This window comes from Paraburkholderia tagetis (assembly GCF_022213065.1).
Taxonomy (GTDB): Bacteria; Pseudomonadota; Gammaproteobacteria; order Burkholderiales; family Burkholderiaceae; genus Paraburkholderia; species Paraburkholderia tagetis.
Window position 1 is genome coordinate 56,117 of record NZ_JAKLJA010000034.1, and the last position, 21,622, is coordinate 77,738.

Below are 21,622 nucleotides of genomic sequence, written 5' to 3' on the forward strand. Positions count from 1 at the left end.
AGCGAAGCCGCAAAAAAACCCCGCGCTGCGAACAGCGCGGGGTTTTGCGGGTTTTGCCCGTTTTACGTTTTGCTGCCGAGGCTCGGGAGCGCTTAGAACTTCGCGCGCAGGCCCACGCCGTAGGTCTGACCCGACGACATGTTGTCGAAGTGGTCGTACATATACGCCGCGTAGACGTCGGTGCGCTTCGAGAGCGGGTAGTCGTAGCCGATTGCCGCGGTCGAGTGCGTCTGGTTCATGCCGCCGCTGTCGCGCGAGTACGCATACGAGGCCATTGCCGTGCCCGGGCCGACCGGCACCGAAACGCCGCCCTGCCCCGTGTTCACGTGCCAGCTATTGATGTCGCTGTTGTTGTTCGTGTACATGTACTGAGCGAAGAACTTCACGAACTTCAGGTCATACGAGAGGCCCACCTGAGCGATGCCCTGGCTGCGCAGGCCCAGCACGACCTGCTGGCCGCTCACGATGTTGCCGATGTCGCCCGGCGTGTTGTTGAAGTTCACGTACTGATAAACCGCCGTGGCCGCGAACGGGCCATGGAAGTACAGGCCCTGGACGGACCACTTCTTCTTGCCGTTCTCGCCAGCCTGGTTGCCGAGCGAGTACACGGCCGTACCCGAAAGGCCGTTGAAGTTCGGCGTCGAGTACTGGATCGAGTTGTTCCAGCCCGAATCGCCCACCGCGCCCTGATCGGTCGCGTAGCTCGGGAACGTCGAGAGCCCGAGGTACGTATGGAAGACCATCGGCGAGAACGTGTACGAATCGATGAACGGGTTGAACAGAATCGTCGAGACGAACAGCGGCGTCGTGACGCGACCCGCGACGAGCGTACCGTACGGCGATTCGATGCCGACGTACGCGTTGCGGGCGAAGAAGGTGTCGCCCTGGAAGCGGCCGAACTGACCGTTCTGCGCGCGGAAGAAGCTTTCCATCCTGAAGATCGCCTTGTAGCCGCCACCCAGATCCTCAGCGCCCTTCAAGCCCCAGTAGGACGTCGACATGCCGCCGCCGCCCACGTTCCAGGCCGTCTTGCCGGCGGGGAAGCGCGTTGCCCCGACCCACTCGTCGACCTGACCATAGAGCTGGACGCTCGACTGCGCGAATGCCGACGACGATGCGGCGGCAAGCACGGCTGCAATGACACTCGCCTTGAGAGGCGTACGCAGCGACGTACGCAGCGCGCGGCTGACGACTTTTTTCATGGGTTCTCCTGTCTTTGTCAAAAGGGGTGATTGGCGGCTTTGGCACTCGCGCAAACCGTTTTTATCTCGTCGTTCGCAGGGCGTAGCCGTTCTGGGCGGGACCATCTTTGCGGACCATATTGGCGGACAAAAATATCGATTGTTATCGCCGGTATATCGGCCCGATTAGTTTGCTGTCGGCGCCCCTCGATCCTCCCCGTTCCGGCGGCCATTTTGCTGTACTGCGGTATGACGGACGGCTGGCCGCTCACCCGCATGGACAGGACTTCGGCCCGATTTTTGCTCATGCCCGGCCGTGCCGCGCGAGCGCCACCTTCATGAACCCGGGATTTGATGATGAAAGGGCGCGATACGACGAGAGATTTCCCGAAAAGTGTGGTATCCGCGCATCAGTTTTGAGACCTGGAAGGCGAGCGATCTCGATCAGGATCGCCAACCGAACGGTCGGTCAGCCCGATTCCGGGCCCGCTTTGACTGACATTGTGGAATATCGCGCGGGAAAAACGCCGATTGGGAGCGGCGGGAAACGTCCGAGGAGTCGCGCGAACGGCTGGAAAAGCGGAGGGGGAGAAGGCAGGAAACGGTAATTAGTTACGATAAGGCGCGGGCATCGGCGGACGGGGCACGTCGCCGCCGTTGCGCTGGAACGGGCGGAACGTGCTGCGCTCTTCGTTGTAGCGCGCGACGTCTTCGCGGATGGAGCCAGCGCGCACCGGCGAATCGGCCGGCGGATGGGGGACCTGGCGTGCGTCCGCGCTCACGGGATGGATCGGGCCGTGATAACCGCCGAAGCCGTTGCCATAGGGGTTGCCGCCCGGATTGCCGCCCGGGTTGCCGTCGAAACCGCCGCCGCGACGCTCGGCCTGACGGCCGCCCTGGCGTTCTCGCCAGCTACCCTGTTCGGCCACGCGCACCGGTCCCGCGCCATAGTGCCCACGCGGCGCACCGCCGTAGCCCCCGCTCCCGCGACCCATGGCGCCACGCTGGCCGCCCCATTGCATCGGCATGGCCGCGCGCGGCGCGTCGCGCATCATGGGCGCGGACTGAAAGCCACCGCCATGAAAGCCGCCACCGCCGTGACCAGCGAACGCAGGTTGTACGTGGGCGAACGCGACGAGGGCCGCGAATCCGGCCCCCAGGCAACACCGTCCCATCCGTAACAACCCTGCACGCATTGTGTCGATCACCTGCCCGACGTTCAGCATGGCTTGCCGCCATTCGGGCCATGGCGGGCCGTTCCGGGAAGCCCACACGTGTCGAGCAACAATTGCTGCCGCAACGGATTTTGAACCTTCCTTGACGGTAATTTATGGGCGTCCTGAAAGGGTGTCGAGCCAAAAAGTGTTATGCCCTCGGAAGGGTTGTAACACCATGTTACTGCACGATTTTTGGAGCTTTGGGGACACTTCGCGCGGGTTTGCTTCGTGCTTGTTTCGTGCTCGAGAGGGGCTTTGCCTGAGCCGCCGGACGCCCTGCCGGCGAGGCTTCGCGGACCATGGGTGCGTGCCGGTTTCGCGATGCTTCGCGCAAGGTTCTTTTGCATGACGAATGAATCGCGACGATGCCCGTTTGCGCCGCTTGTCTCACGCTGACCACACCGTATCGACACCTTTTCTGAAAGCCATCACTTCATGCGAAATGATCATTAATCAATTCGTCAAATGAATTTGCTTTTTCAATCGGCTTGCGTTGACAATAGAGATTCCGATTCTTCCCGTGGCGCCCCTGATCGAATGAAGCGCGCTGCGGTGCGCATTTGAGACTGTCAGATGGCTCGTCCGAAATTCCTGCCCGATAACTTCACACTGTGCCTCATCGGCACGGTGATCCTCGCCAGCCTGCTGCCCGTGCGCGGCCAGGCCACCATGCCCTTCAACTGGCTCACCAACGTAGCCGTCGGGCTGCTGTTCTTCCTGCACGGCGCCAAGCTCTCGCGCGAGGCGATCGTGGCAGGCGCCACGCACTGGCGCCTGCACATCGTCGTGCTCACCAGCACATTCATCTTCTTCCCGCTGCTCGGGCTCGTGCTCAAGCCGGTGCTCTCGCCGCTCGTCACGCCTGCGCTCTATATGGGCGTGCTGTTCCTGTGCACGCTGCCCTCGACCGTGCAGTCGTCCATCGCGTTCACCTCGATCGCGCGCGGCAACGTGCCCGCCGCCGTGTGCAGCGCGTCGGCGTCGAGCCTGATCGGCATCTTCGTCACGCCCGCGCTCGTGAGCCTCGTCGTCACGAACCAGGCCGCGGGCGGCACGTCGGCGTGGCATACGGTCTGGAACATCGTGCTGCAACTGCTCGTGCCGTTCGTTGCGGGGCAACTGCTGCGACCCGTGATCGGCCGCTGGATCGAGCGCAACCGCGGCGTGCTCAAGTTCGTCGACCAGGGCTCGATCCTGCTCGTGGTCTACGGTGCGTTTTCCGAGGCGATCAACGAAGGGCTCTGGCACCACACGCCGCTTGCGGCGCTCGGCGGCCTGATCGTGATCAGCGCGGTGCTGCTCGCGCTCGCGCTCAGCGCCACCATGTTCACGAGCAAGAAGCTCGGCTTCTCGCGCGCCGACCAGATCACGATCATCTTCTGCGGCTCGAAGAAGAGCCTCGCGGCCGGCGTGCCGATGGCCAAGGTGATCTTCGCCTCGAGTGCCGTGGGTGCGGTGGTGCTGCCGCTCATGCTGTTCCATCAGCTCCAGTTGATGGTGTGCGCGGCGCTCGCGCAGCGCTGGGGCGCCCGCGACATGAGCGCCGAGCGCACCGAAGCCGGCGACGAATCGCGCGCGGGACGCAGCGAGCGGGCCGTGGCGGGGGGCCGGCAGTAGGCTCCAAGCCGGGAGCGGAGCGGTATTTCACTCGTAGCTCAGCGCCCCCCAGCTCAAGGCTCCTTCCTGCAATTGGCTCGACTCTTCCACACAGCGAGCCGCCCCCCCGGCCCGCTTCGCCTGAGCGCAGCCCTTCCCGCGAAGGACATCTCCCCGTCCCGCGCGTGCGCACAAACAACACATAAGCAACTGCGCAAACGTTCTCCTCCCCCATCCCTTCCTCTTTCTCTCGGCATGTCATCAAAAATTCATTCAATTGGCAGACCCTGCTGCGGTTAATTCCGTCGTTCAAGCCTGTCCGGCTCTATCCATGTCTGCACGCGCGTCCACGCCGCCTGCCCTGCTGGTCCCGGTGGCCTCGATGCCCGCTTTGCGGCCGATGGCACCATCCGGCATCGAGGCCCTGATCGCCCAGCGCCAGTTGCGCGCCGCCTTCCAGCCGATCGTCGATTTGGACGACGGCGCCATCCTTGGCTACGAGGGCCTCATTCGCGGGCCGGCCGGCTCGCCGCTCGAATCGCCCGCCGCGCTCTTCGCGCACGCGAACGCGGCGGGCTGCACGACGGCCCTCGAACGCGCCGCCGGCGCCGCCTGCATTGAAGCGTTCGCGCGGCTTGGCTGCGCCGGCAAGCTGTTCCTGAACTTCAGCGCCGAAGCGCTCTGCGAAATCACCGCTTCAGGCCGCGATGTGCTCGCGCTGTTCGATGGCATCGCCCCCCATCGCGTCGTGATCGAACTCACCGAGCAGAGCGCCATCGACGACGTGCGCGACTTCGCGCACATGACCGCGGCGCTGCGCGCGGCCGGCGCGCAGTTCGCGCTCGACGACTACGGCAACGCGAACGCGAGCATGTCCCTGTGGGTGCAGTTGCAACCCGACGTCGTGAAAATCGACCGCTTCTTTATCCACGACATCGCCAGCGACGCACTCAAGTTCGAAGCGGTACGCGCCATGCAGCACTTCGCACAGGCGAGCGGCGCGCGGCTCGTGGCCGAAGGCATCGAAAACGAGGCCGATTTGATCGTGCTGCGCGACATGGGCATCGCGTGCGGCCAGGGCTTTTTCTTCGGCCGCCCGGCCGAGCAGGCGCTGCGCACGCTCGGCGAGCGCGCACGCGAGGCGCTGCGCGCACACCACATCGCCGTGTTCCCCGAAGCGACGCGCAACGCCGGAGTGGGCGCGGCAAGCGGCGCGCCCGCGCAGAAGATGATGGTGCACGCGCCCGCGCTGCCGCGCCGCGCAACCAACAACGACGTGCTCGAGCTATTCAACCGCCTGCCCGAGTTGCACGCGGTGGCCGTGGTCGAAGGCGAAACGCCCGTTGCGCTCGTCAACCGGCGCGCATTTATGGACCGCTACGCGCTGCCCTATCACCGCGAGGTGTTCGGCAAGAAGCCCTGCCTGCAATTCGCCAACGCGTCGCCGGTGCTGATCGAGCAGTCGATGAGCGTCGAGCAGATGGCGACGCTGCTCGCAAGCGACGACCAGCGCTATCTCGCCGATGGCTTCGTGATCACCGATGATGGACGCTACGTGGGACTCGGCACCGGCGAGAGTCTCGTGCGCGCGGTGACGGAAGTGCGCGTCGAGGCGGCGCGCTACGCCAATCCCCTCACCTTTCTGCCCGGCAACATTCCGATCAGCTCGCACATCGAGCGGCTGCTCTCGCGCGACGCGGGGTTTCACGCGTGCTACGTCGATCTGAACCAGTTCAAGCCTTTCAACGATCAGTACGGCTACTGGCAGGGCGACGAGGTGCTCAAGTTCGCGGCGCAGGTGCTCGCCGACGCGTGCGACCCCACGCGCGACTTCCTCGGCCATGTGGGCGGCGACGACTTCCTGATCCTGTTCCAGAGCGAGACATGGCATGCGCGCGCCTGGCGCGCGATCGAGAGGTTCAACGCGGGCGCGCTAAGTTTTTACGCGCACGCGGACCGGCAAGCGGGTGGCATCCACGGCGAGGACCGGCACGGCAACGCCACCTTCTTCAGCTTCGTGACGATGGCGATCGGCTGCGTGCATATCGCGCCCGGACACGGCGCGCAGCATGGAAGCGGAAGCGAGGCGATCGCGTCGCTCGCGGCCATTGCCAAGCGCCGCGCGAAGCAGGATCCGTCCGGGCTGGTGGTGATCGATAGCGGCAACGGCCCGGCGCTTTTGCCCACGCGCGAAAGCTGAAGCCGCCCCGCAGCGGCGCCCGGAAGCCATTGGGGCATCGACGAACGAGGCCGGCGCGGAGCGATCCGCGCCGGCCTCTTTGCATGGTAAACATGGCAATGCGCGTCTAGACCTGCCCGGTCAACACGAGCCACAACATGACGATTACGCCGGCGCCCACGGTGCCGGACGGCCCGTAGCCCCATGTGCGGCTGTACGGCCACGCAGGGACAGAGGCAATCAGAAGCAGGACCATAAAAAGCAGTAGGGTAATGCCGCGCAAGGGGCCCCCCGGCGTAGAGCAATGACCTGCGACGTTGCGCAACTGTCGTTCCCATGCTCTGTTTAGTTAATTTTACTAAACACGTAAATTTACGTTTATTCGCGTAATTACGGGTATTTACGGGCGATTTATGCCGCCTTTCAACGTTTCGCGGCCATATTTTTACTATACAATCGCCTCACATCTGGCCATATCGCGGCACGCGTTGCATCTTGCACGCCCTTGCTCACATCCCGAGCATGCCCGCCGCGCGGCGTCAGCAAGCGCAGACAGGAACCATGGGGACAACCATTCGTGACGTCGCGCAGGCGGCCAACGTGTCGATCGGCACGGTCTCCCGCGCGCTGAAGAATCAGCCCGGCTTATCCGAGCTCACGCGCGCGCGCATCGTCGAAATCGCGCGCTCGCTCGGCTACGACTGCGGGCAACTGCGTCCGCGCATCCGCCGCCTCACGTTCCTGCTGCACCGCCAGCACAACAATTTCGCCGCGAGCCCGTTTTTTTCGCATGTCCTGCACGGCGTGGAAGACGCCTGCCGCGAGCACGGCATCGTGCCCGCGCTGCTCACCGCCGGCCCCGCCGACGACACCATCCAGCAATTGCGCCTGCATGCGCCCGACGCCATCGCCGTGGCGGGTTTCGTCGAGCCCGAGACGCTCGCCGCGCTGGTCGCGCTGCAGCGCCCGCTCGTGCTGATCGACCTGTGGGCGCAGGGCCTGCGCTCGGTGAACATCGACAACGCCGCGGGCGCCGCCCTCGCGATGCATCATCTGTTCAGCCAGGGGCGGCGGCGCGTGGCGTTCATCGGCGGCTCGCTCGCGCACTACAGCATCGCCCAACGCGCGCTCGGCTACCGGCGCGCCTTCTTCGAAGCGGGGCTGCTGTTCGATCCGTCGCTGGAAACCACCATCGACGGCGGGCTCGATCCCGACACCGGCGCGGCGCTCGCGATGCAGCGCCTGTTCGACGCCGCGCGCCAGTCAGGCAGCGCGCCGCCCGACGCCGTGTTCGCCTTCAACGACGCCGCCGCGCTCGCCGCCATGCGCGTGTGCCTCGCTCATGGCCTGCGTGTGCCGCAAGACATCGCGATCATCGGTTTCGACGATATCCCCGGCGCGTCGCACGCCGCGCCCGCGCTCTCGACCATCGCCGTCGACAAGGAAGCGCTTGGGCGGCGCGGCGTCGAGCTGCTGCTCGAAGAAGCGCCCGTGACAAACGAAATCGTGCTGCCCGTGCGGCTCGTCGAGCGCGCGAGCACCGCTGCGAGCGAGCGCCCGTCCGCGGCGGCTATCGCCACAGCAAGCACACAGACAGACACATCGATCAGCCCGCCAGCAAGCCCACCGACAAGTCCACCCACAAGCACACCGTTGCGGGCCGCGCCGCAAGCCGCGGCAGCCCTGCTCAAGCCGCGCCAAGCCTGATCAGCAGTCACGCCAAGCCAGGACGAGAAAGCCATGACGAAGCCTTCCAACGCAGTCCCCTCCCAACCGGCCCAGCAAGCTCAGGCAGCCGGCGCAAGCGCGCAGGCGAATGCCACGGCACCCGCCGTCGCGAGCTTTCGCGATCGCGCGCTCCTGCTCGGCCATGTCGAGGACACGCTGCGCTTCTACGCGCCCAACGTATTCGACGGCACGGGCGGCTTCTTCCATTACTTCCGCGACGACGGCTCGATCTACAACGCCCACTCGCGCCACCTCGTGAGCAGTTGCCGCTTCGTCTTCAACTACGCGATGGCGTACCGCGAGTTCGGCGACCCGCTCCACCTCGAATACGCGCGCCACGGCCTGCAGTTCCTGCGCGAAGGCCACTGGGATCCGCATCACCAGGGCTACGACTGGGAGATCGACTGGCGCGACGGCAAGAAACGCACGCTCGATGCCACGCGCCACTGCTACGGCCTCGCCTTCGTGCTGCTCGCCTATGCGCACGCGGCGATGGCGGGCATCGAAGAAGCCCGGCCGATGATCGCCGCCACCTTCGAGTTGATGGAGCATCGCTTCTGGGACGGCGCAGCGGGCCTTTACGCCGACGAAGCCAGCGCCGACTGGATCGTGTCGAGCTATCGCGGCCAGAACGCGAACATGCACACGACCGAGGCGCTGCTCGCCGCCTACGAGGCGACCGGCCATCTCGTCTATCTCGACCGCGCGGAGCGCGTCGCGTCGAACATCACGCTGCGCCAGGCGAAGCTCTCGCAAGGTCTCGTGTGGGAGCACTTTCACGCCGACTGGTCGGTGGACTGGCACTACAACGAAGCGGACAGCTCGAACATCTTCCGTCCGTGGGGCTTCCAGCCGGGGCATCAGACCGAATGGGCGAAGCTGCTCATGATCCTCGAGCGCCATCGCCCGCTGCCGTGGCTGCTGCCGCGCGCGATCGAACTGTTCGACGCAGCCATGGCGCACGCCTGGGACGACGACCACGGCGGGCTCTACTACGGCTTCGGCCCGGACGGCACGGTGTGCGACCACGACAAGTACTTCTGGGTCCAGGCCGAGACCTTCGCCGCCGCCGCGCTGCTCGCGAAGCGCACCGGCAACGAGCGCTTCTGGGACTGGCACGACGAGATCTGGCGCTATAGCTGGGCGCATTTCGTCGATCATCGCCATGGTGCGTGGTACCGCATACTCACCTGCGACAACCGCAAGTACAGTGACGAGAAAAGCCCTGCGGGCAAGACCGATTACCACACGATGGGCGCATGCTACGAAGTCCTGAATGCATTGCCGGGCCGAGGCATGGCGCCGATCATCGGAGAACATGCAGGACGTGCGGGACACGAGCCGGCCTTCGCGCAGGCGAACGGCACGGACGGCAGCGCGTGAGCGCCTCAAAGCATCACGGCGCAATATCGAAGCAACGGCGCAGCAACATCGAAGCCATATCGACGTAACCGCGAAGCAACAGGCGAAGAAACAAGAGAAGGAACAAGCGATGAGCACTTGCAGCACTGGCCCCGACTTCTCGTCCGGCTTCCCCGCGTTCATCTCGGCGGGCGACATCCTCACCGATCTCGTGCGCGGCCCCGCGCCCGAAGGCACGGCGCACGCGTCGGGCGCGCCGGGCATGGACTCACACTGGCGCGCGCATCCCGGCGGCGCGGGCTGGAACGTGGCGCGCGCGGTAGCGCGTCTCGGTCTGCCCACGGCGTGCGCGGGCGCGCTCGGCACCGACAACTTCTCCGACGAGCTCTGGAACGCGAGCGTCGCCGCCGGCCTCGACATGCGCTTCATGCAGCGTGTGGAACGCGCGCCGCTGCTCGCGATCGTGCACCAGACGCATCCGCCCGCGTACTACTTCATCGGCGATAACAGCGCCGACCTCGCCTTCGATCCGGCGAAGCTGCCCGAAGGCTGGCGCGCGCATGCGAAGTGGGCGCACTTCGGCTGCATCAGCCTCGTGCGCCAGCCGCTCGGCGAAACGCTCGCGACGCTCGCGGCGCAATTGCGCGCGGCGGGCGTGAAGATCAGCTTCGATCCGAACTACCGCAACCTGATGGCGCACGGCTACGAGCCGATCCTGCACCGCATGGCCGCGCTCGCCGACCTCATCAAGGTCTCCGACGAAGACCTGCGCATGCTGTTCGCCGGCCAAAGCGAAGCGGATGCCATCGCCGCCCTGCGCGCGCTGAACCCCGCCGCGACGCTGCTCGTCACGCGCGGCGCGCAGCCCGCGACGCTCTATGCCGGCGATGCCGTGATCGAGGCGGCCCCGCCGCGCGTCGAAGTGGCCGATACCGTGGGCGCGGGCGACGCCTCCATCGGCGGGCTGCTCTTCAGCCTGATGAGCACGCCGCAGCGCGACTGGCGCCAGCATCTGGCGTTCGCGCTCGCCGCCGGCGCTGCCGCGTGCCGCCGTCCCGGCGCGCATTCGCCCACGCTCGACGAAGTCGTCGCGCTGCTCGCGGACTAGCGCTCTCGAGCGCGATCGAGCGCCCTCGCCTGCCCGTGCGCCGCGCACCGGCGGGCCGCCAGCCCTTTGGCGCCGCGCGCGATGCAAGGCGCACGGCTGACATGAAAGCGCCTTGTCAGCGTCACGTACGTGCCCCGCAGGCGCGTGATCAACGTGCTAGCATGGGGTTTCCTTTCACGAGGAGCCCGCTATGGAAGACGTCAGCTACAGCAAGGGGATCTACACGGCAGTCGCCTCGGTGCGGCCCATGAATGCCGGCCAGTACCAGGGCCTGGTCTCCCTGGCGCGCGACGACGGCGAAGAACTCGAGAACGCGATCTACGAAGTGGACAGCGCCTCGGGCACGCCGGAAGAAGCACTGGAAGAGGCCAAGGCGCTCGCGCACCGCCTGCTTGGCGAGCTCGAACTGTAAGGGTGCAGGAGAGACAAATGCGAACCGCGCGGGACGGCGATCCTGTCCTCGACGGTCCTCTTTCGGGCGCGCCCCAGCAATGGGTCGTCGCCCACGCACGAACGAGTTTCACCCGGGGCCTGTTCATACCGGTAACGGCCCCTGACCGGCTGCTCTGCATGGGATCAGACCAAGCGCTAAGGCGCTAGCTCTGGTCGACAGGAGATGATCATGGCCGAACAACTCTTTCTCTATGGCGTCTACGCCATCCACGTGCATCCGCTTGAATTGCAGGGCGCGCGCTGGGACGCCGAATATCAGATCACGCACCGCGACAAGCCCGTGCAGCCATGGGTCACGATTGGCGGCAACGCGGGTTTCGAGGCGCCCACCGAGGCCGTCGACGCCGCGCACCGCCAGGCCATCGCCGACATCGAGCATGGCGCGGGCATTCCCAAGCCGCACGCATTTCCGTGACCGGCGCGCTCGCACCGCGCGCATCCGAATCTTCGCTTGCTCCCGGCTTGCTCCCCGCCGGGTACTGCGCTGGGTACCGGTTGATAGCGGTTTGACCCTGGCTTGATCCCGCACAGGCCATCTGTGCGCGTGGCCGCTTGTCCGCCTTCTCCGGGATTGCTACCCTTGCCTCCTCATTTCGCCCCCCGAAGAAGGACCGCCATGACATTCGGAATGCCGAAGCGCGATGCACGCGAGCAGACCGATCCGGCCGCCGCGCGAGACGCCTGTGCGATACACGCGCCCCCCGCCAGCGAAGCGGATGAGTGCCCCGAAGAGGAAACCTCGACCGACCCGCTGTGCCTGGCAACGCCCGCCGCAACGGTGTCCACTGCGGCGATATCCACCGAGTCGGGATCCACCGCAGCACGCTCCGCCGCAACGACCGCCGCCGCATCGGCGCCCGAACCCGAACCTGAACCCGAAGTCCATCGCAGCATGCCGCGCAAGCTGCACGTCGGCTCGCGCGAGATTTTCGTCTACGGCATGCCCGTCGAGACCTGGCGCGACTTCTATCACTTCGCGCTCACGATGCGCTGGCCCACGTTCTTCGCCTCGCTCGCCGGACTGTTCGTGCTGCTCAACGGCGTCTTCGCCTGCCTTTATCAGCTTGGCACGGCGCCCATCGCCAACCAGGATCCGCATGATTTCCTCGGCGCGTTCTTCTTCAGCGTCGAGACGCTCGCGACGGTCGGCTACGGCGACATGCATCCGCAAACCGTCTATGCGCATCTCGTGGCGACGCTCGAGATCTTCATCGGCATGTCGGGGGTCGCGTTGGCCACGGGGCTCGTGTTCGCGCGCTTCTCGCGCCCGCGCGCGAAGATTCTGTTCGCGAAGCAGGTGGTCGTGCATCCGATCGAAAGCCACATGACGCTGATGGCGCGCGCCGCCAATGCGCGCCAGAATGTGATCGCCGAAGCGCAGGCGAAGCTGCGGCTGATCCGCGTCGAAACCACCTCGGACGGCTACACCGCGCGGCGCATCTACGATCTCAATCTGGTGCGCTCGGAGCATCCGCTCTTCACGCTCGGCTGGAACCTCATGCACGTGATCGACGAGTCGAGCCCGCTCTTTGGCGCCACGCCCGAATCGCTCGCGCGCCAGAACGCGGCGCTGCTCGTCGTGATCGAGGGCTCGGACGAAACGACCGCGCAGACCATGCAGGCGCGCTATACCTGGTCCGACACGCAGATCCGCTGGCACTACCGCTATGTCGACCTGATAAGCGAGGTGAACGGCATGAGCGTCATGGACTACACGCACTTTCACGACGTAGTGCCGTTCGACGACTCAAAACCGTACGGACCGCACGTGATCTGAATCCCGCCCCGCCCGCGTCGCGGGTTCCGGAGGTCTGCCGGAAGCGCGCCCCCAATCCCCCCAGATGGGCCGCAAGGAGATCTTTCTCAAAATTGACTCGCCACGGGTAGCCTGTCGCGCGAATCGCCCCCGCGCCTGGTCAGTTAGCAAAATATTTCCGTCATTGGCGCGAAAAAATAGAGTCTTCTTCGCCGCCCTCCATGAAGGGCGGACGACAGCAATAAACGGAGACTCCCCATGACTGCGCGCCCCGCGTTCGGCGACACGCCTTCCACGCCCCCGCATGTGCCTCATCTGGCCGACTACAAGCTCACCGACAACCTCACCGCCACGCACGGCCGCATCTTCCTCACCGGCACCCAGGCGCTCATTCGCCTGCCGCTCATGCAGCGCGCGCTCGACCGGGCGCACGCGCTGAACACGGCGGGCTTCATCAGCGGCTATCGCGGCTCGCCGCTCGGCATGGTCGATCAGCAGGCCTGGAAAGCGAAGAAACTGCTCGAAGCCGCCGACGTGCGCTTCCTGCCCGCCATCAACGAAGAACTGGGCGGCACCGCCGTGCTCGGCACGCAGCGCGTGGAAGCGGACCCGGAGCGCACCGTCGAAGGCGTGTTCGCGATGTGGTACGGCAAGGGCCCGGGCGTCGATCGCGCCGGCGACGCGCTCAAGCACGGCAACGCCTACGGCTCGTCGCCGCACGGCGGCGTGCTCGTGGTGGCCGGCGACGATCACGGCTGCGTGTCGTCGTCGATGCCGCATCAGAGCGACTTCGCGATGATGGCGTGGCACATGCCCATCGTGAATCCGTCGAACATCGCCGACATGCTCGAATTCGGCCTGTACGGCTGGGCGCTCTCGCGCTACTCGGGCGCATGGGTGGGCTACAAGGCCATTTCGGAGACGGTGGAATCGGGCTCGACCGTCGATCTCGACGCACTCAAGACCGACTGGCAAGCACCGGATTGGGCAACGGCGGGTTTCGCCCCGCCGCCGGGTGGCCTGCACAACCGCTGGCCCGATCTGCCGAGCCTCGCGATCGAGCAGCGCCTCGCCGCGAAGCTCGACGCCGTGCGCCACTTCGCGCGCACCAACAGCATCGACAAGTGGGTCGCGCCGAGCCCGCACGCGAACGTGGGCATCGTCACCTGCGGCAAGGCGCATCTGGACCTGATGGAGACGCTGCGCCGCCTCGATCTCACACTCGAGGATCTCGATCGCGCGGGCGTGCGCATCTACAAGGTGGGGCTTTCGTTCCCGCTGGAGATGACGCGCCTCGACGCCTTCGTCTCGGGACTCACCGACGTGCTCGTGATCGAAGAGAAAGGCCCCGTGATCGAGCAGCAGATCAAGGACCATCTCTACAACCGCAAGGAAGGCGCGCGCCCGAACATCGTCGGCAAGCACGCCGAAGATGGCGCGCTGCTGCTCCCGGAGCTGGGCGAGTTGCGCCCCTCGCGCATCCTGCCCGTGTTCGCCGCGTGGCTCGCGAAGCACAAGCCGGCGCTCGACCGCCGCGAGCGCGTGGTCGATCTCGTCGCGCCGCAGATTCTCTCGAACGTGGCGGACGCGGTGAAGCGCACGCCCTACTTCTGCTCGGGCTGCCCGCACAACACCTCGACGAAGGTGCCCGAAGGCTCGGTCGCGCAGGCCGGTATCGGCTGTCACTTCATGGCTTCGTGGATGGAGCGCGACACCACCGGTCTCATTCAGATGGGCGGCGAAGGCGTGGACTGGGCCTCGCACTCGATGTTCACGAAAACGCGCCACGTGTTCCAGAATCTCGGCGACGGCACCTACTTTCATTCAGGCATCCTTGCGATTCGCCAGGCCGTGGCCGCGAAGGCCAACATCACCTACAAGATTCTCTACAACGACGCCGTGGCGATGACGGGCGGCCAGCCCGTGGACGGCAGCATCTCCGTGCCGCAGATCGCGCGCCAGGTGGAAGCCGAAGGCGTCTCGCGCTTCGTGGTGGTGAGCGACGAGCCCGAGAAGTACGACGGCCATCACGGCCTGTTCCCGAAGGGCACGACGTTCCATCACCGCAGCGAGCTCGACACCGTGCAGCGCGAGCTGCGCGAAACGTCGGGCGTAACCGTGCTGATCTACGACCAGACCTGCGCCGCCGAAAAGCGCCGCCGCCGCAAGAAAGGCGAATTTCCCGACCCGGACAAGCGTCTGTTCATCAACGAGGAAGTCTGCGAAGGCTGCGGCGATTGCGGCGTGCAGTCGAACTGCCTCTCGGTCGAGCCCGTGGAAACGGAACTGGGACGCAAGCGCCGCATCGACCAATCGTCGTGCAACAAGGACTATTCGTGCGTGAACGGCTTTTGCCCGAGCTTCGTCACCATTGAAGGCGGCAAGCTCAAGAAGGCCGCGGGCGCGGTGTTCGATCCGCAGGCGCTGGCCGCGCGCGTGAATGCGCTGCCCGTTCCGGCCACGCATCTGGATAACGCACCCTACGATATTCTCGTGACCGGCGTGGGCGGAACCGGGGTGGTGACGGTGGGCGCGCTCATCAGCATGGCCGCGCACCTGGAAGGCAAGAGCGCCTCCGTGCTCGACTTCATGGGCTTCGCGCAAAAGGGCGGCTCGGTGCTGTCATTCGTGCGCTTCGCCGCGACCGATGCGCTGCTCAACCAGGTGCGCATCGACACCCAGCAGGCCGACCTGCTGCTCGCCTGCGACATGGTGGTGGGCGCGAGCGCCGACGCGCTGCAAACGGTGCGCCACGATCGCACGCGCATTGTCGTGAACACGCACGAGATTCCGAACGCGGCGTTCGTGCAGAACCCCGAAGCGAATCTGCACGCCGACGCCCTGCTCGCGAAGATGCGCCACGCGGCGACCAACGGCGCGGCGAATGAAAAAAGCGCGGCTCAAGATCCGCTTTCGACCTGCGATGCGCAAGCGCTGGCACAACGCTTCCTGGGCGACACGATCGGCGCGAACATCCTGATGCTCGGCTTCGCGTGGCAGCTCGGCCTCGTGCCGGTTTCGCTCGCGGCGCTCACGCGTGCGATCGAGTTGAACAACGTGGCCGTGCAGGCGAATCTGTTCGCACTCTCGATCGGACGTCTCGCCGCCGCCGATGCGGCCGCGCTCGAAGCGCTGGACACGCAGCGTGCGGCTGCTGCGAAAGCGACGGTGCGCAAGCTCACGCAAACGCTCGACGAGTTGATCGCCGATCGCGAGCAACGCTTGCTCGCATACGGCGGCGCGAGCTACGTGAAGCGTTATCGCGCGCTGGTCGACGCTGCACGCGAAGTGGGCAAATTCGCCGATAAATCCGCCGATCAAGCGCTCGCGCGCGCCGTGGCGAACACGTTCTATCGCCTGCTCGCGGTGAAGGACGAATACGAAGTGGCGCGCCTGCACGCCGATCCGGCCTTCCGCGCCGCGCTCGAAGCGCAGTTCGAAGGCAAGGCGGGCAGCGACTTCACGGTGAAGTTCAACCTCGCGCCGCCGCTCATCGCGCGTGAGAAGAACGGCCAGCATCCGCGCAAGATGCAGTTCGGCCAGTGGCTGTGGAGCGCGTTCGGGCTGCTAAAGAAGGGTCGCGGCGTGCGCGGCACGTGGCTCGATCCGTTCGGCAAGACGCTCGAGCGCCGCATGGAACGCGCCCTCGCCGACGACTATGAAGCGACGCTGCGCGGCGCGCTCGCGAGCGTCAGCGCCGCAAAGTCCGCCGATCAGGCCGCCGATCTCGCGAAGTTCGCGAGCCTGCATCAGCGCGTGCGCGGCTACGGCCATGTGAAGCTCGCGAATCTCGCCTCGGTCAAGCGCAGCGAGCGCGAACTCGCCACACGCCTGAACATCGACGTGAAGACGAGCGCGGCCGTCAACGAGGCGCTCGCCTCGTTCAAGGGCGCGGGCGCGTTGCGGGGGATTCCGGTGGTGGTCGCCAAGTAAGCCGCCGCATTCAGACCGGGCAAATGCAAGGAAACAAACGGCGCGAGTGCCTCACACTCGCGCCGTTTTTTCATCGATGTCGCCGCTACGCGCGGCTCACGCTCCGGCTGCTTCTTCGGCGAACCAGTCCACGTCGCCGCATAGCACGCACAGGCGGTCGCCCACCTGCACGGCCATCGAGAGCGTCACGCACGGCAGCGCCTCGTTGATCGAGAGGTACGGTGCGCTTACGTGCACACGCCCCGGCGCTACCAGCGCCGCACGAAAATACGGCCGGCGCAGCCAGTTCGCGCCTTGCGCGTCGTCGAGGGGCAAGAAGCGCGCGTCGTGCTCGGCGCGGTCCACGCGCAGCACCACGTTGCGCCCGGCCTGACGCCCGTTCGCGTCGAGCAAAAAGCAGCGCGCCGCATGGTCGAGCGCCAGAAAATTCCAGCACACCTCCTCGAGCGACTCGCCCGCGCCAAGGCGCTCCGCTGCGCGCTCGAACGCGCGCACGTAGGGCGCGAGACGATTCGCCATGCCGCGCTCGTGTGCTTCGGTATGCTCACGAAATCGTTCCGTGGCCTCGGCGATCACCGCCTGCGCGTGGGCCGCGTCGGTGAGGCCGGGCGCGGGCCGCGCGAAGAAAAAGCCCTGCACGAAGTCGGCGTTGCACGAGAGCGCGAGCTGCGCCTCCTGCTCCGTCTCCACGCCCTCGATCAGCACCAGCTTGCCCGCCTCGTGCAGCAGCGCGACGAGTGCGGGCAGCGTCGCGGCCATATCGGCGCGATGCGCGGCGTGCAGCAGCATGATGCGGTCGAGCTTCACGATATCGGGATTCAACCGCCACACGCGGCCGATATCGACATGGCCCGCGCCGAAGTCGTCGAGCGCGACGAGAAAGCCGCGCTCGCGAAATCCGGCCACGGCCTGCGCGAGGGCGTCGAGAGCGGGCGCCCCGGCGTCGCGCATGTTCGGCACGTCTGGCACGTCCAGCACTTCGAGCACGACACGCCGTGGCGGCAAGTCGAGCCGCTGCAGGTTCGCCAGCAGCGTCGCCGCGTGATACGGGTCGATCAGCGTGCCCGGATGCACGTTCAGAAACAACCACTCGCGCTCGGCGCCCAGCAATGCGAAGTTTTCCAGATGCAGCGCCTGCGCGAGCCGGTCCACCTGGAGCACCCCGCCCACGCGCGCGGCCTCGCCGAACACGTCGAGCGGCGAGATGGGCCGGTCGAGCGCATCGTGCGCGCGCAGGAATCCTTCGTAGCCGATCGCGCGCATGTGCGAGAGGCTGAAAACGGGCTGAAACACGCTCGTGAGCGTGAGCTCGCCGTGTTGCGCGCTATAGCGCTGCAGCCCCGATGCGACGCTCAGGTCGAAGCCATGAGGCGCCGTGGCCGTCTTGTCCTGCTGCTCTGTGCTCATGCTTTCCTCTTCGCCCAAGTTGATCGCAGCGGCCCGACGGTCCCTGCGTTGCGCCTCCGGTGGCAAGCAAGAACCGGGCGCGCACGCGCAGCGGCCCGCTTCGCGGCGCCGAAAAGCGCGCTCGGGCTAAACTGTCCGCCAGCCGCCGCCTGCCTCGCCAGGCGTTTTCCGCATCCGTTCGCAACGCTTCCGCATTAAAGGGACGCACCGCGCCCCCGCCTTATCCCATCGATGGACACCATTTTCACCGTTCTCATTCTGCTCCTTGCTGTGGCGCTTTCGGGCATCGTCGTGCGCCTGCTGCCCGTCAAGCTGCCACTGCCGCTCTTGCAGATCGCCATCGGCGCATTGCTCACGTTTCCGCGCATCAATCCGCACGTCACGTTCGATCCCGACATCTTCATGGCGCTGTTCATCCCGCCGCTCCTGTTCGCCGACGGCTGGCGCATGCCCAAGCGCGAATTCTTCATGCAGCGCCGCGCGATCCTGATGCTCGCGCTCGGCCTCGTGCTGTTCACCGTGGTGGTCGTGGGCTATTTCGTGCACTGGCTCGTGCCGCAAATCTCGCTGCCGGTGGCCTTCGCGCTCGCCGCCGTGCTCTCGCCCACCGACGCCGTCGCGCTCTCCGCCATCGCGGGCAAGGACAAGATTCCCGCGCAGCTCATGCACATCCTCGAAGGCGAAGCGCTGATGAACGACGCGTCCGGCCTCGTCGCGCTCAAGTTCGCCGTGGCCGCCGCGCTCACCGGCTACTTCTCGCTGCGCGAAGCCACGCTCAGCTTCTTCCTGATCGCAGCGGGCGGGCTCGCCGTGGGCGCGGCGATCGGCTGGCTCTTCAGCTTCGCCTCCGCGCGCTTTCTCAACGTGACCGACGAGGGCGACCCCGCGCCCGGCGTCGTGATGACCCTGCTGATTCCGTTCGCCGCCTATCTCTTCGCGGAGCATCTCGAAGTCTCGGGCGTGCTCGCCGCCGTGGCCGCCGGGATGACGATGAACTACACGAGCGTCGCGCACACGGGGCCGGTGTCCTCGCGCGTGCGCGCGAGCAGCACGTGGTCGATGATCGAATTCGTCTTCAACGGCATGGTGTTCACGCTGCTCGGCTTGCAGTTCCCGGGCATTCTCGGCAAGGCGCTGCTCGACGCGCATCACACGAGCAACGTGCAGATGCTGCGTCTGATCGGCTATATCGCCGCCGTGCTGGCAGCGCTCTATGCGATGCGCTTCGGCTGGGTGTGGCTGCTGCGCTGGGTGGCGAGCCGCGGCGCCGCGCGTCACGGCATAGCCAACGCAGTGCCGGGCCTGCGCACCGTGGCGATCACCACAGTAGCCGGCGTGCGCGGCGCGGTCACGCTCGCGGGCGTGCTCTCGCTGCCCGTGGCGCTCAAGAGCGGCGCGCCGCTGCCGGGCCGCGACACCGCGATTTTCATCGCCTCGGGGGTGATTCTCGCTTCGCTGCTGGTGGCGATCGTCGGGCTGCCGTTGCTGCTGCGCGGCGTGAAACGCGGCACCAGTGCGGTGCACGCCGCCGAGGAACGCGCCGCGCGCGCGCAAGCGGCACAAGCCGCGATTCGCGCCGTGGATGCGCTGCACGAGCAAGCCACCGAGGACATGGACGAATCGCAGGCCGCCTACGCCGCCGATGTCACCGCGCGCGTGATGGACACCTACCGGCGGCGCCTTGCGACGCTCGACGCCGACCGCGATCGCGCCAAACACGCGCGCGAGGCCGAGGCGCTCGAATTGCAGATGCGTCTCGCGGCCATGCGCGCCGAGCGCGCGACGCTGCTCGATCTGCGCAACCGGCAGACGATCAACGACGAGACGCTCATGAAGCTGATGCGCGAAGTGGATCTCTCCGAAACCGCGATGACCACGCGCGGGCGCAATCGGGGCTAAGCGACTTCGCGAAGAGGCGCACAAAAAAACAAACGCGACGCCCTTTCGCAAAAGGCGTCGCGTTTTTTCATGCGCGCGAGTCCTACGCGCGCGGGCGTGGCACCGAACACGCCCCCGGCGCGCCAAGACCGCGCCTTATCTCATCTACACGGCCTTAAACGGCCGCTTCCTGCGCCGGCTTCTTGCGCAGCAGCGCGTAGAGGATGATCGCGCCGAAGGTTGCCGTGCCAATGCCGCCGAGCCCGAAATTGCCGAGCTTGAGCGAGAAGTCGCCCGCGCCGAGCACGAGCGTGACGGCAGCCACGATCAGGTTGCGGTTATCCGAGAAGTCGACTTTGTTGACGACCCAGATGCGCGCGCCCGTCACGGCAATGAGACCGAACACGACGATGGAAACGCCGCCGAGCACCGGCCCCGGAATCGTCTGGATCACGGCGCCGAACTTCGGCGAGAAACCGAGCACGAGCGCGATGAGCGCAGCAATCACGAACACGAGCGTCGAATAGATCTTGGTGACGGCCATCACGCCGATGTTCTCCGCGTAGGTCGTCATGCCCGTGCCGCCCGAGAAGCCCGAGACGATGGTGCCCAGGCCGTCGCCGATGAACGCGCGGCCCACGTAGCGGTCGAGGTTGGTGCCGGTCATCGCGGAGACGGCCTTGATGTGGCCGAGGTTCTCCGCCACGAGGATCACGGCGATGGGCACGAGCATCGTCATCGCGTGCGGATCGAACACGGGCGCGCTGAACTTCGGCAGGCCGAACCAGGCGGCATTGCCGACGATCGCAAAGTCGATCGGCTTGCCCATGCCCATGCCATTGGTCACGATCGCGTAGATCGCGTAGGCGATCGCGAGACCCACGAGAATCAGCAGACGCTGCAGCATGCCGCGCGTGAAAACGGCCACGCCGCCGACGCAGAGGATGGTGATGAGCGCCATCCACGAATCGAACTGCGAGGCGCTCACGCCCTTCACGGCGATGGGCGCCAGATTCAGGCCGATCACGGCCACGATCGCACCGGTCACGACAGGCGGCATGAGCGTTTCGATCCAGGTCGTGCCAACGACCGAAACGAGCACGCCGATCAGCGCGTAGGCCACGCCGCACGCAATGATGCCGCCGAGCGCGACCGGAATGTTGGTGTTGGGCCCGTGGCCGCCGTAGCCCGTGACCGCGATCACGAGGCCGATGAACGCGAAGCTCGAGCCGAGGTAGCTGGGCACCCGTCCGCCCACCACGACGAAGAACAGCAGCGTGGCAATACCCGACATGAAGATGCACAGGTTCGGATCGAAGCCCATGAGCAGCGGCGCGAGCACCGTCGAGCCGAACATGGCGACGACGTGCTGCACGCCCATCGCGAACATCTGCGGCCAGGGCAGGCGTTCGTCGGGCGCGACGACGCTCTTCGCGGTGCTCGCTTGCGCGCGCCAGCGTGGAAAGTAGGAATCAGACATGAGGCTCCTCGTGCCGTTGTCGACCGTCTTGCGCCAGCGACGGCAACAGCCGCCGGCGTGGTCCGGTTTTGTCTTTCAGGGGAGAAATCTCGCGCGAGTGTACGGAGCCGCAAACGGCGTGGCAAGGCAGACTTGCGAGCCTGTGGGTCGGACGAAACATCGGTGCGGCGCAGGTGGGGCGCATGGCGAGGGTGGTGCTTAAAGCCGCATAAAGCCACGTAACAGGGCAATCGCATGAAATGTAAAAACGCCTGTCACAAAAGTTGTAAACCCGCGCCATGACGCGTTTACTCTGGCTTTTGCCCGGAGAAGACCCCATGCAGGACGTGCTGAGCATCGAGGAG

Annotated in this window: 14 protein-coding genes and 1 pseudogene; 10 read left to right on the plus strand and 5 right to left on the minus strand. The window is 66.2% G+C overall.

Translation table 11 applies throughout. The features are described 5' to 3' along the window. Positions 1-92: 92 nt before the first annotated feature. A complete protein-coding gene (locus L5014_RS29055) occupies positions 93-1,202 on the minus strand; it encodes a porin (RefSeq protein ID WP_238467251.1) in 1,110 nt (369 codons plus the stop codon). Between the two features lie 587 nt (positions 1,203-1,789). Beyond that, on the minus strand, positions 1,790-2,407 hold the full coding sequence (locus L5014_RS29060; protein ID WP_238467252.1) for a hypothetical protein: 618 nt from the start codon (positions 2,405-2,407) through the stop codon (positions 1,790-1,792). A 564-nt stretch (positions 2,408-2,971) separates the two neighbouring features. On the opposite strand from L5014_RS29060, the gene L5014_RS29065 reads away from it, so the two are divergent. Then, on the plus strand, positions 2,972-4,015 hold the full coding sequence (locus L5014_RS29065; RefSeq protein WP_238467253.1) for a bile acid:sodium symporter family protein: 1,044 nt from the start codon (positions 2,972-2,974) through the stop codon (positions 4,013-4,015). A 361-nt stretch (positions 4,016-4,376) separates the two neighbouring features. Then, on the plus strand, positions 4,377-6,194 hold the full coding sequence (locus tag L5014_RS29070) for an EAL domain-containing protein (RefSeq protein WP_238467267.1): 1,818 nt from the start codon (positions 4,377-4,379) through the stop codon (positions 6,192-6,194). 106 nt (positions 6,195-6,300) lie between these two features. Here the strand turns inward: L5014_RS29070 and L5014_RS29075 are convergent, their stop codons facing one another. Continuing rightward, on the minus strand, positions 6,301-6,498 hold the full coding sequence (locus L5014_RS29075; RefSeq protein ID WP_338019348.1) for a DUF3309 domain-containing protein: 198 nt from the start codon (positions 6,496-6,498) through the stop codon (positions 6,301-6,303). Between the two features lie 236 nt (positions 6,499-6,734). Here L5014_RS29075 and L5014_RS29080 point away from each other — a divergent pair. The 7 genes and pseudogenes from L5014_RS29080 to L5014_RS29110 form a co-directional block, all read left to right on the plus strand. Then, positions 6,735-7,739 (plus strand): annotated as a pseudogene (locus L5014_RS29080) (LacI family DNA-binding transcriptional regulator); the annotation flags it as partial. A 174-nt stretch (positions 7,740-7,913) separates the two neighbouring features. Beyond that, positions 7,914-9,284 carry an AGE family epimerase/isomerase gene (locus L5014_RS29085; protein ID WP_238467255.1) on the plus strand — a complete coding sequence of 457 codons (1,371 nt, stop codon included), beginning with the start codon at positions 7,914-7,916 and terminating at the stop codon, positions 9,282-9,284. Positions 9,285-9,393: 109 nt separating this feature from the next. After that, positions 9,394-10,371, plus strand: a complete 978-nt coding sequence (locus tag L5014_RS29090; protein WP_238467256.1) for a carbohydrate kinase family protein — start codon at positions 9,394-9,396, stop codon at positions 10,369-10,371. A 190-nt stretch (positions 10,372-10,561) separates the two neighbouring features. Then, positions 10,562-10,783: a hypothetical protein gene (locus tag L5014_RS29095; protein WP_238467257.1), complete on the plus strand. Its 222-nt coding sequence runs from the start codon at positions 10,562-10,564 to the stop codon at positions 10,781-10,783. A 210-nt stretch (positions 10,784-10,993) separates the two neighbouring features. Beyond that, complete coding sequence (locus L5014_RS29100; protein ID WP_238467258.1) at positions 10,994-11,239, plus strand: hypothetical protein; 246 nt, start codon at positions 10,994-10,996, stop codon at positions 11,237-11,239. Positions 11,240-11,716: 477 nt separating this feature from the next. Beyond that, positions 11,717-12,601, plus strand: coding sequence for an ion channel (locus tag L5014_RS29105; RefSeq protein WP_238467268.1), 885 nt, complete (start codon positions 11,717-11,719; stop codon positions 12,599-12,601). 237 nt (positions 12,602-12,838) lie between these two features. Next, positions 12,839-16,513, plus strand: a complete 3,675-nt coding sequence (locus tag L5014_RS29110) for an indolepyruvate ferredoxin oxidoreductase family protein (RefSeq protein ID WP_238467259.1) — start codon at positions 12,839-12,841, stop codon at positions 16,511-16,513. A 96-nt stretch (positions 16,514-16,609) separates the two neighbouring features. On the opposite strand, the gene L5014_RS29115 is transcribed toward L5014_RS29110, so the two are convergent. Then, the gene (locus tag L5014_RS29115; protein WP_238467260.1) at positions 16,610-17,920 is read right to left on the minus strand and encodes a sensor domain-containing phosphodiesterase; all 1,311 of its coding nucleotides are present in this window, start codon (positions 17,918-17,920) and stop codon (positions 16,610-16,612) included. Positions 17,921-18,151: 231 nt separating this feature from the next. Between L5014_RS29115 and L5014_RS29120 the strand changes: the two genes are divergently transcribed. Then, on the plus strand, positions 18,152-19,819 hold the full coding sequence (locus tag L5014_RS29120; protein ID WP_238467261.1) for a Na+/H+ antiporter: 1,668 nt from the start codon (positions 18,152-18,154) through the stop codon (positions 19,817-19,819). A gap of 154 nt (positions 19,820-19,973) precedes the next feature. Here L5014_RS29120 and L5014_RS29125 read toward each other — a convergent pair whose 3' ends face one another. After that, on the minus strand, positions 19,974-21,278 hold the full coding sequence (locus tag L5014_RS29125; protein WP_238467262.1) for a solute carrier family 23 protein: 1,305 nt from the start codon (positions 21,276-21,278) through the stop codon (positions 19,974-19,976). Positions 21,279-21,622 lie beyond the last annotated feature (344 nt).

Bases quoted from the DNA above. Each gene is read 5' to 3' on its own strand.
- L5014_RS29055 (WP_238467251.1), bottom strand. From the start codon at position 1,202: ATGAAAAAAGTCGTCAGCCGCGCGCTGCGTACGTCGCTGCGTACGCCT.
- L5014_RS29060 (WP_238467252.1), bottom strand. From the start codon at position 2,407: ATGCTGAACGTCGGGCAGGTGATCGACACAATGCGTGCAGGGTTGTTA.
- L5014_RS29065 (WP_238467253.1), top strand. From the start codon at position 2,972: ATGGCTCGTCCGAAATTCCTGCCCGATAACTTCACACTGTGCCTCATC.
- L5014_RS29070 (WP_238467267.1), top strand. From the start codon at position 4,377: ATGCCCGCTTTGCGGCCGATGGCACCATCCGGCATCGAGGCCCTGATC.
- L5014_RS29085 (WP_238467255.1), top strand. From the start codon at position 7,914: ATGACGAAGCCTTCCAACGCAGTCCCCTCCCAACCGGCCCAGCAAGCT.
- L5014_RS29090 (WP_238467256.1), top strand. From the start codon at position 9,394: ATGAGCACTTGCAGCACTGGCCCCGACTTCTCGTCCGGCTTCCCCGCG.
- L5014_RS29095 (WP_238467257.1), top strand. From the start codon at position 10,562: ATGGAAGACGTCAGCTACAGCAAGGGGATCTACACGGCAGTCGCCTCG.
- L5014_RS29100 (WP_238467258.1), top strand. From the start codon at position 10,994: ATGGCCGAACAACTCTTTCTCTATGGCGTCTACGCCATCCACGTGCAT.
- L5014_RS29105 (WP_238467268.1), top strand. From the start codon at position 11,717: ATGCCGCGCAAGCTGCACGTCGGCTCGCGCGAGATTTTCGTCTACGGC.
- L5014_RS29110 (WP_238467259.1), top strand. From the start codon at position 12,839: ATGACTGCGCGCCCCGCGTTCGGCGACACGCCTTCCACGCCCCCGCAT.
- L5014_RS29115 (WP_238467260.1), bottom strand. From the start codon at position 17,920: ATGAGCACAGAGCAGCAGGACAAGACGGCCACGGCGCCTCATGGCTTC.
- L5014_RS29120 (WP_238467261.1), top strand. From the start codon at position 18,152: ATGGACACCATTTTCACCGTTCTCATTCTGCTCCTTGCTGTGGCGCTT.
- L5014_RS29125 (WP_238467262.1), bottom strand. From the start codon at position 21,278: ATGTCTGATTCCTACTTTCCACGCTGGCGCGCGCAAGCGAGCACCGCG.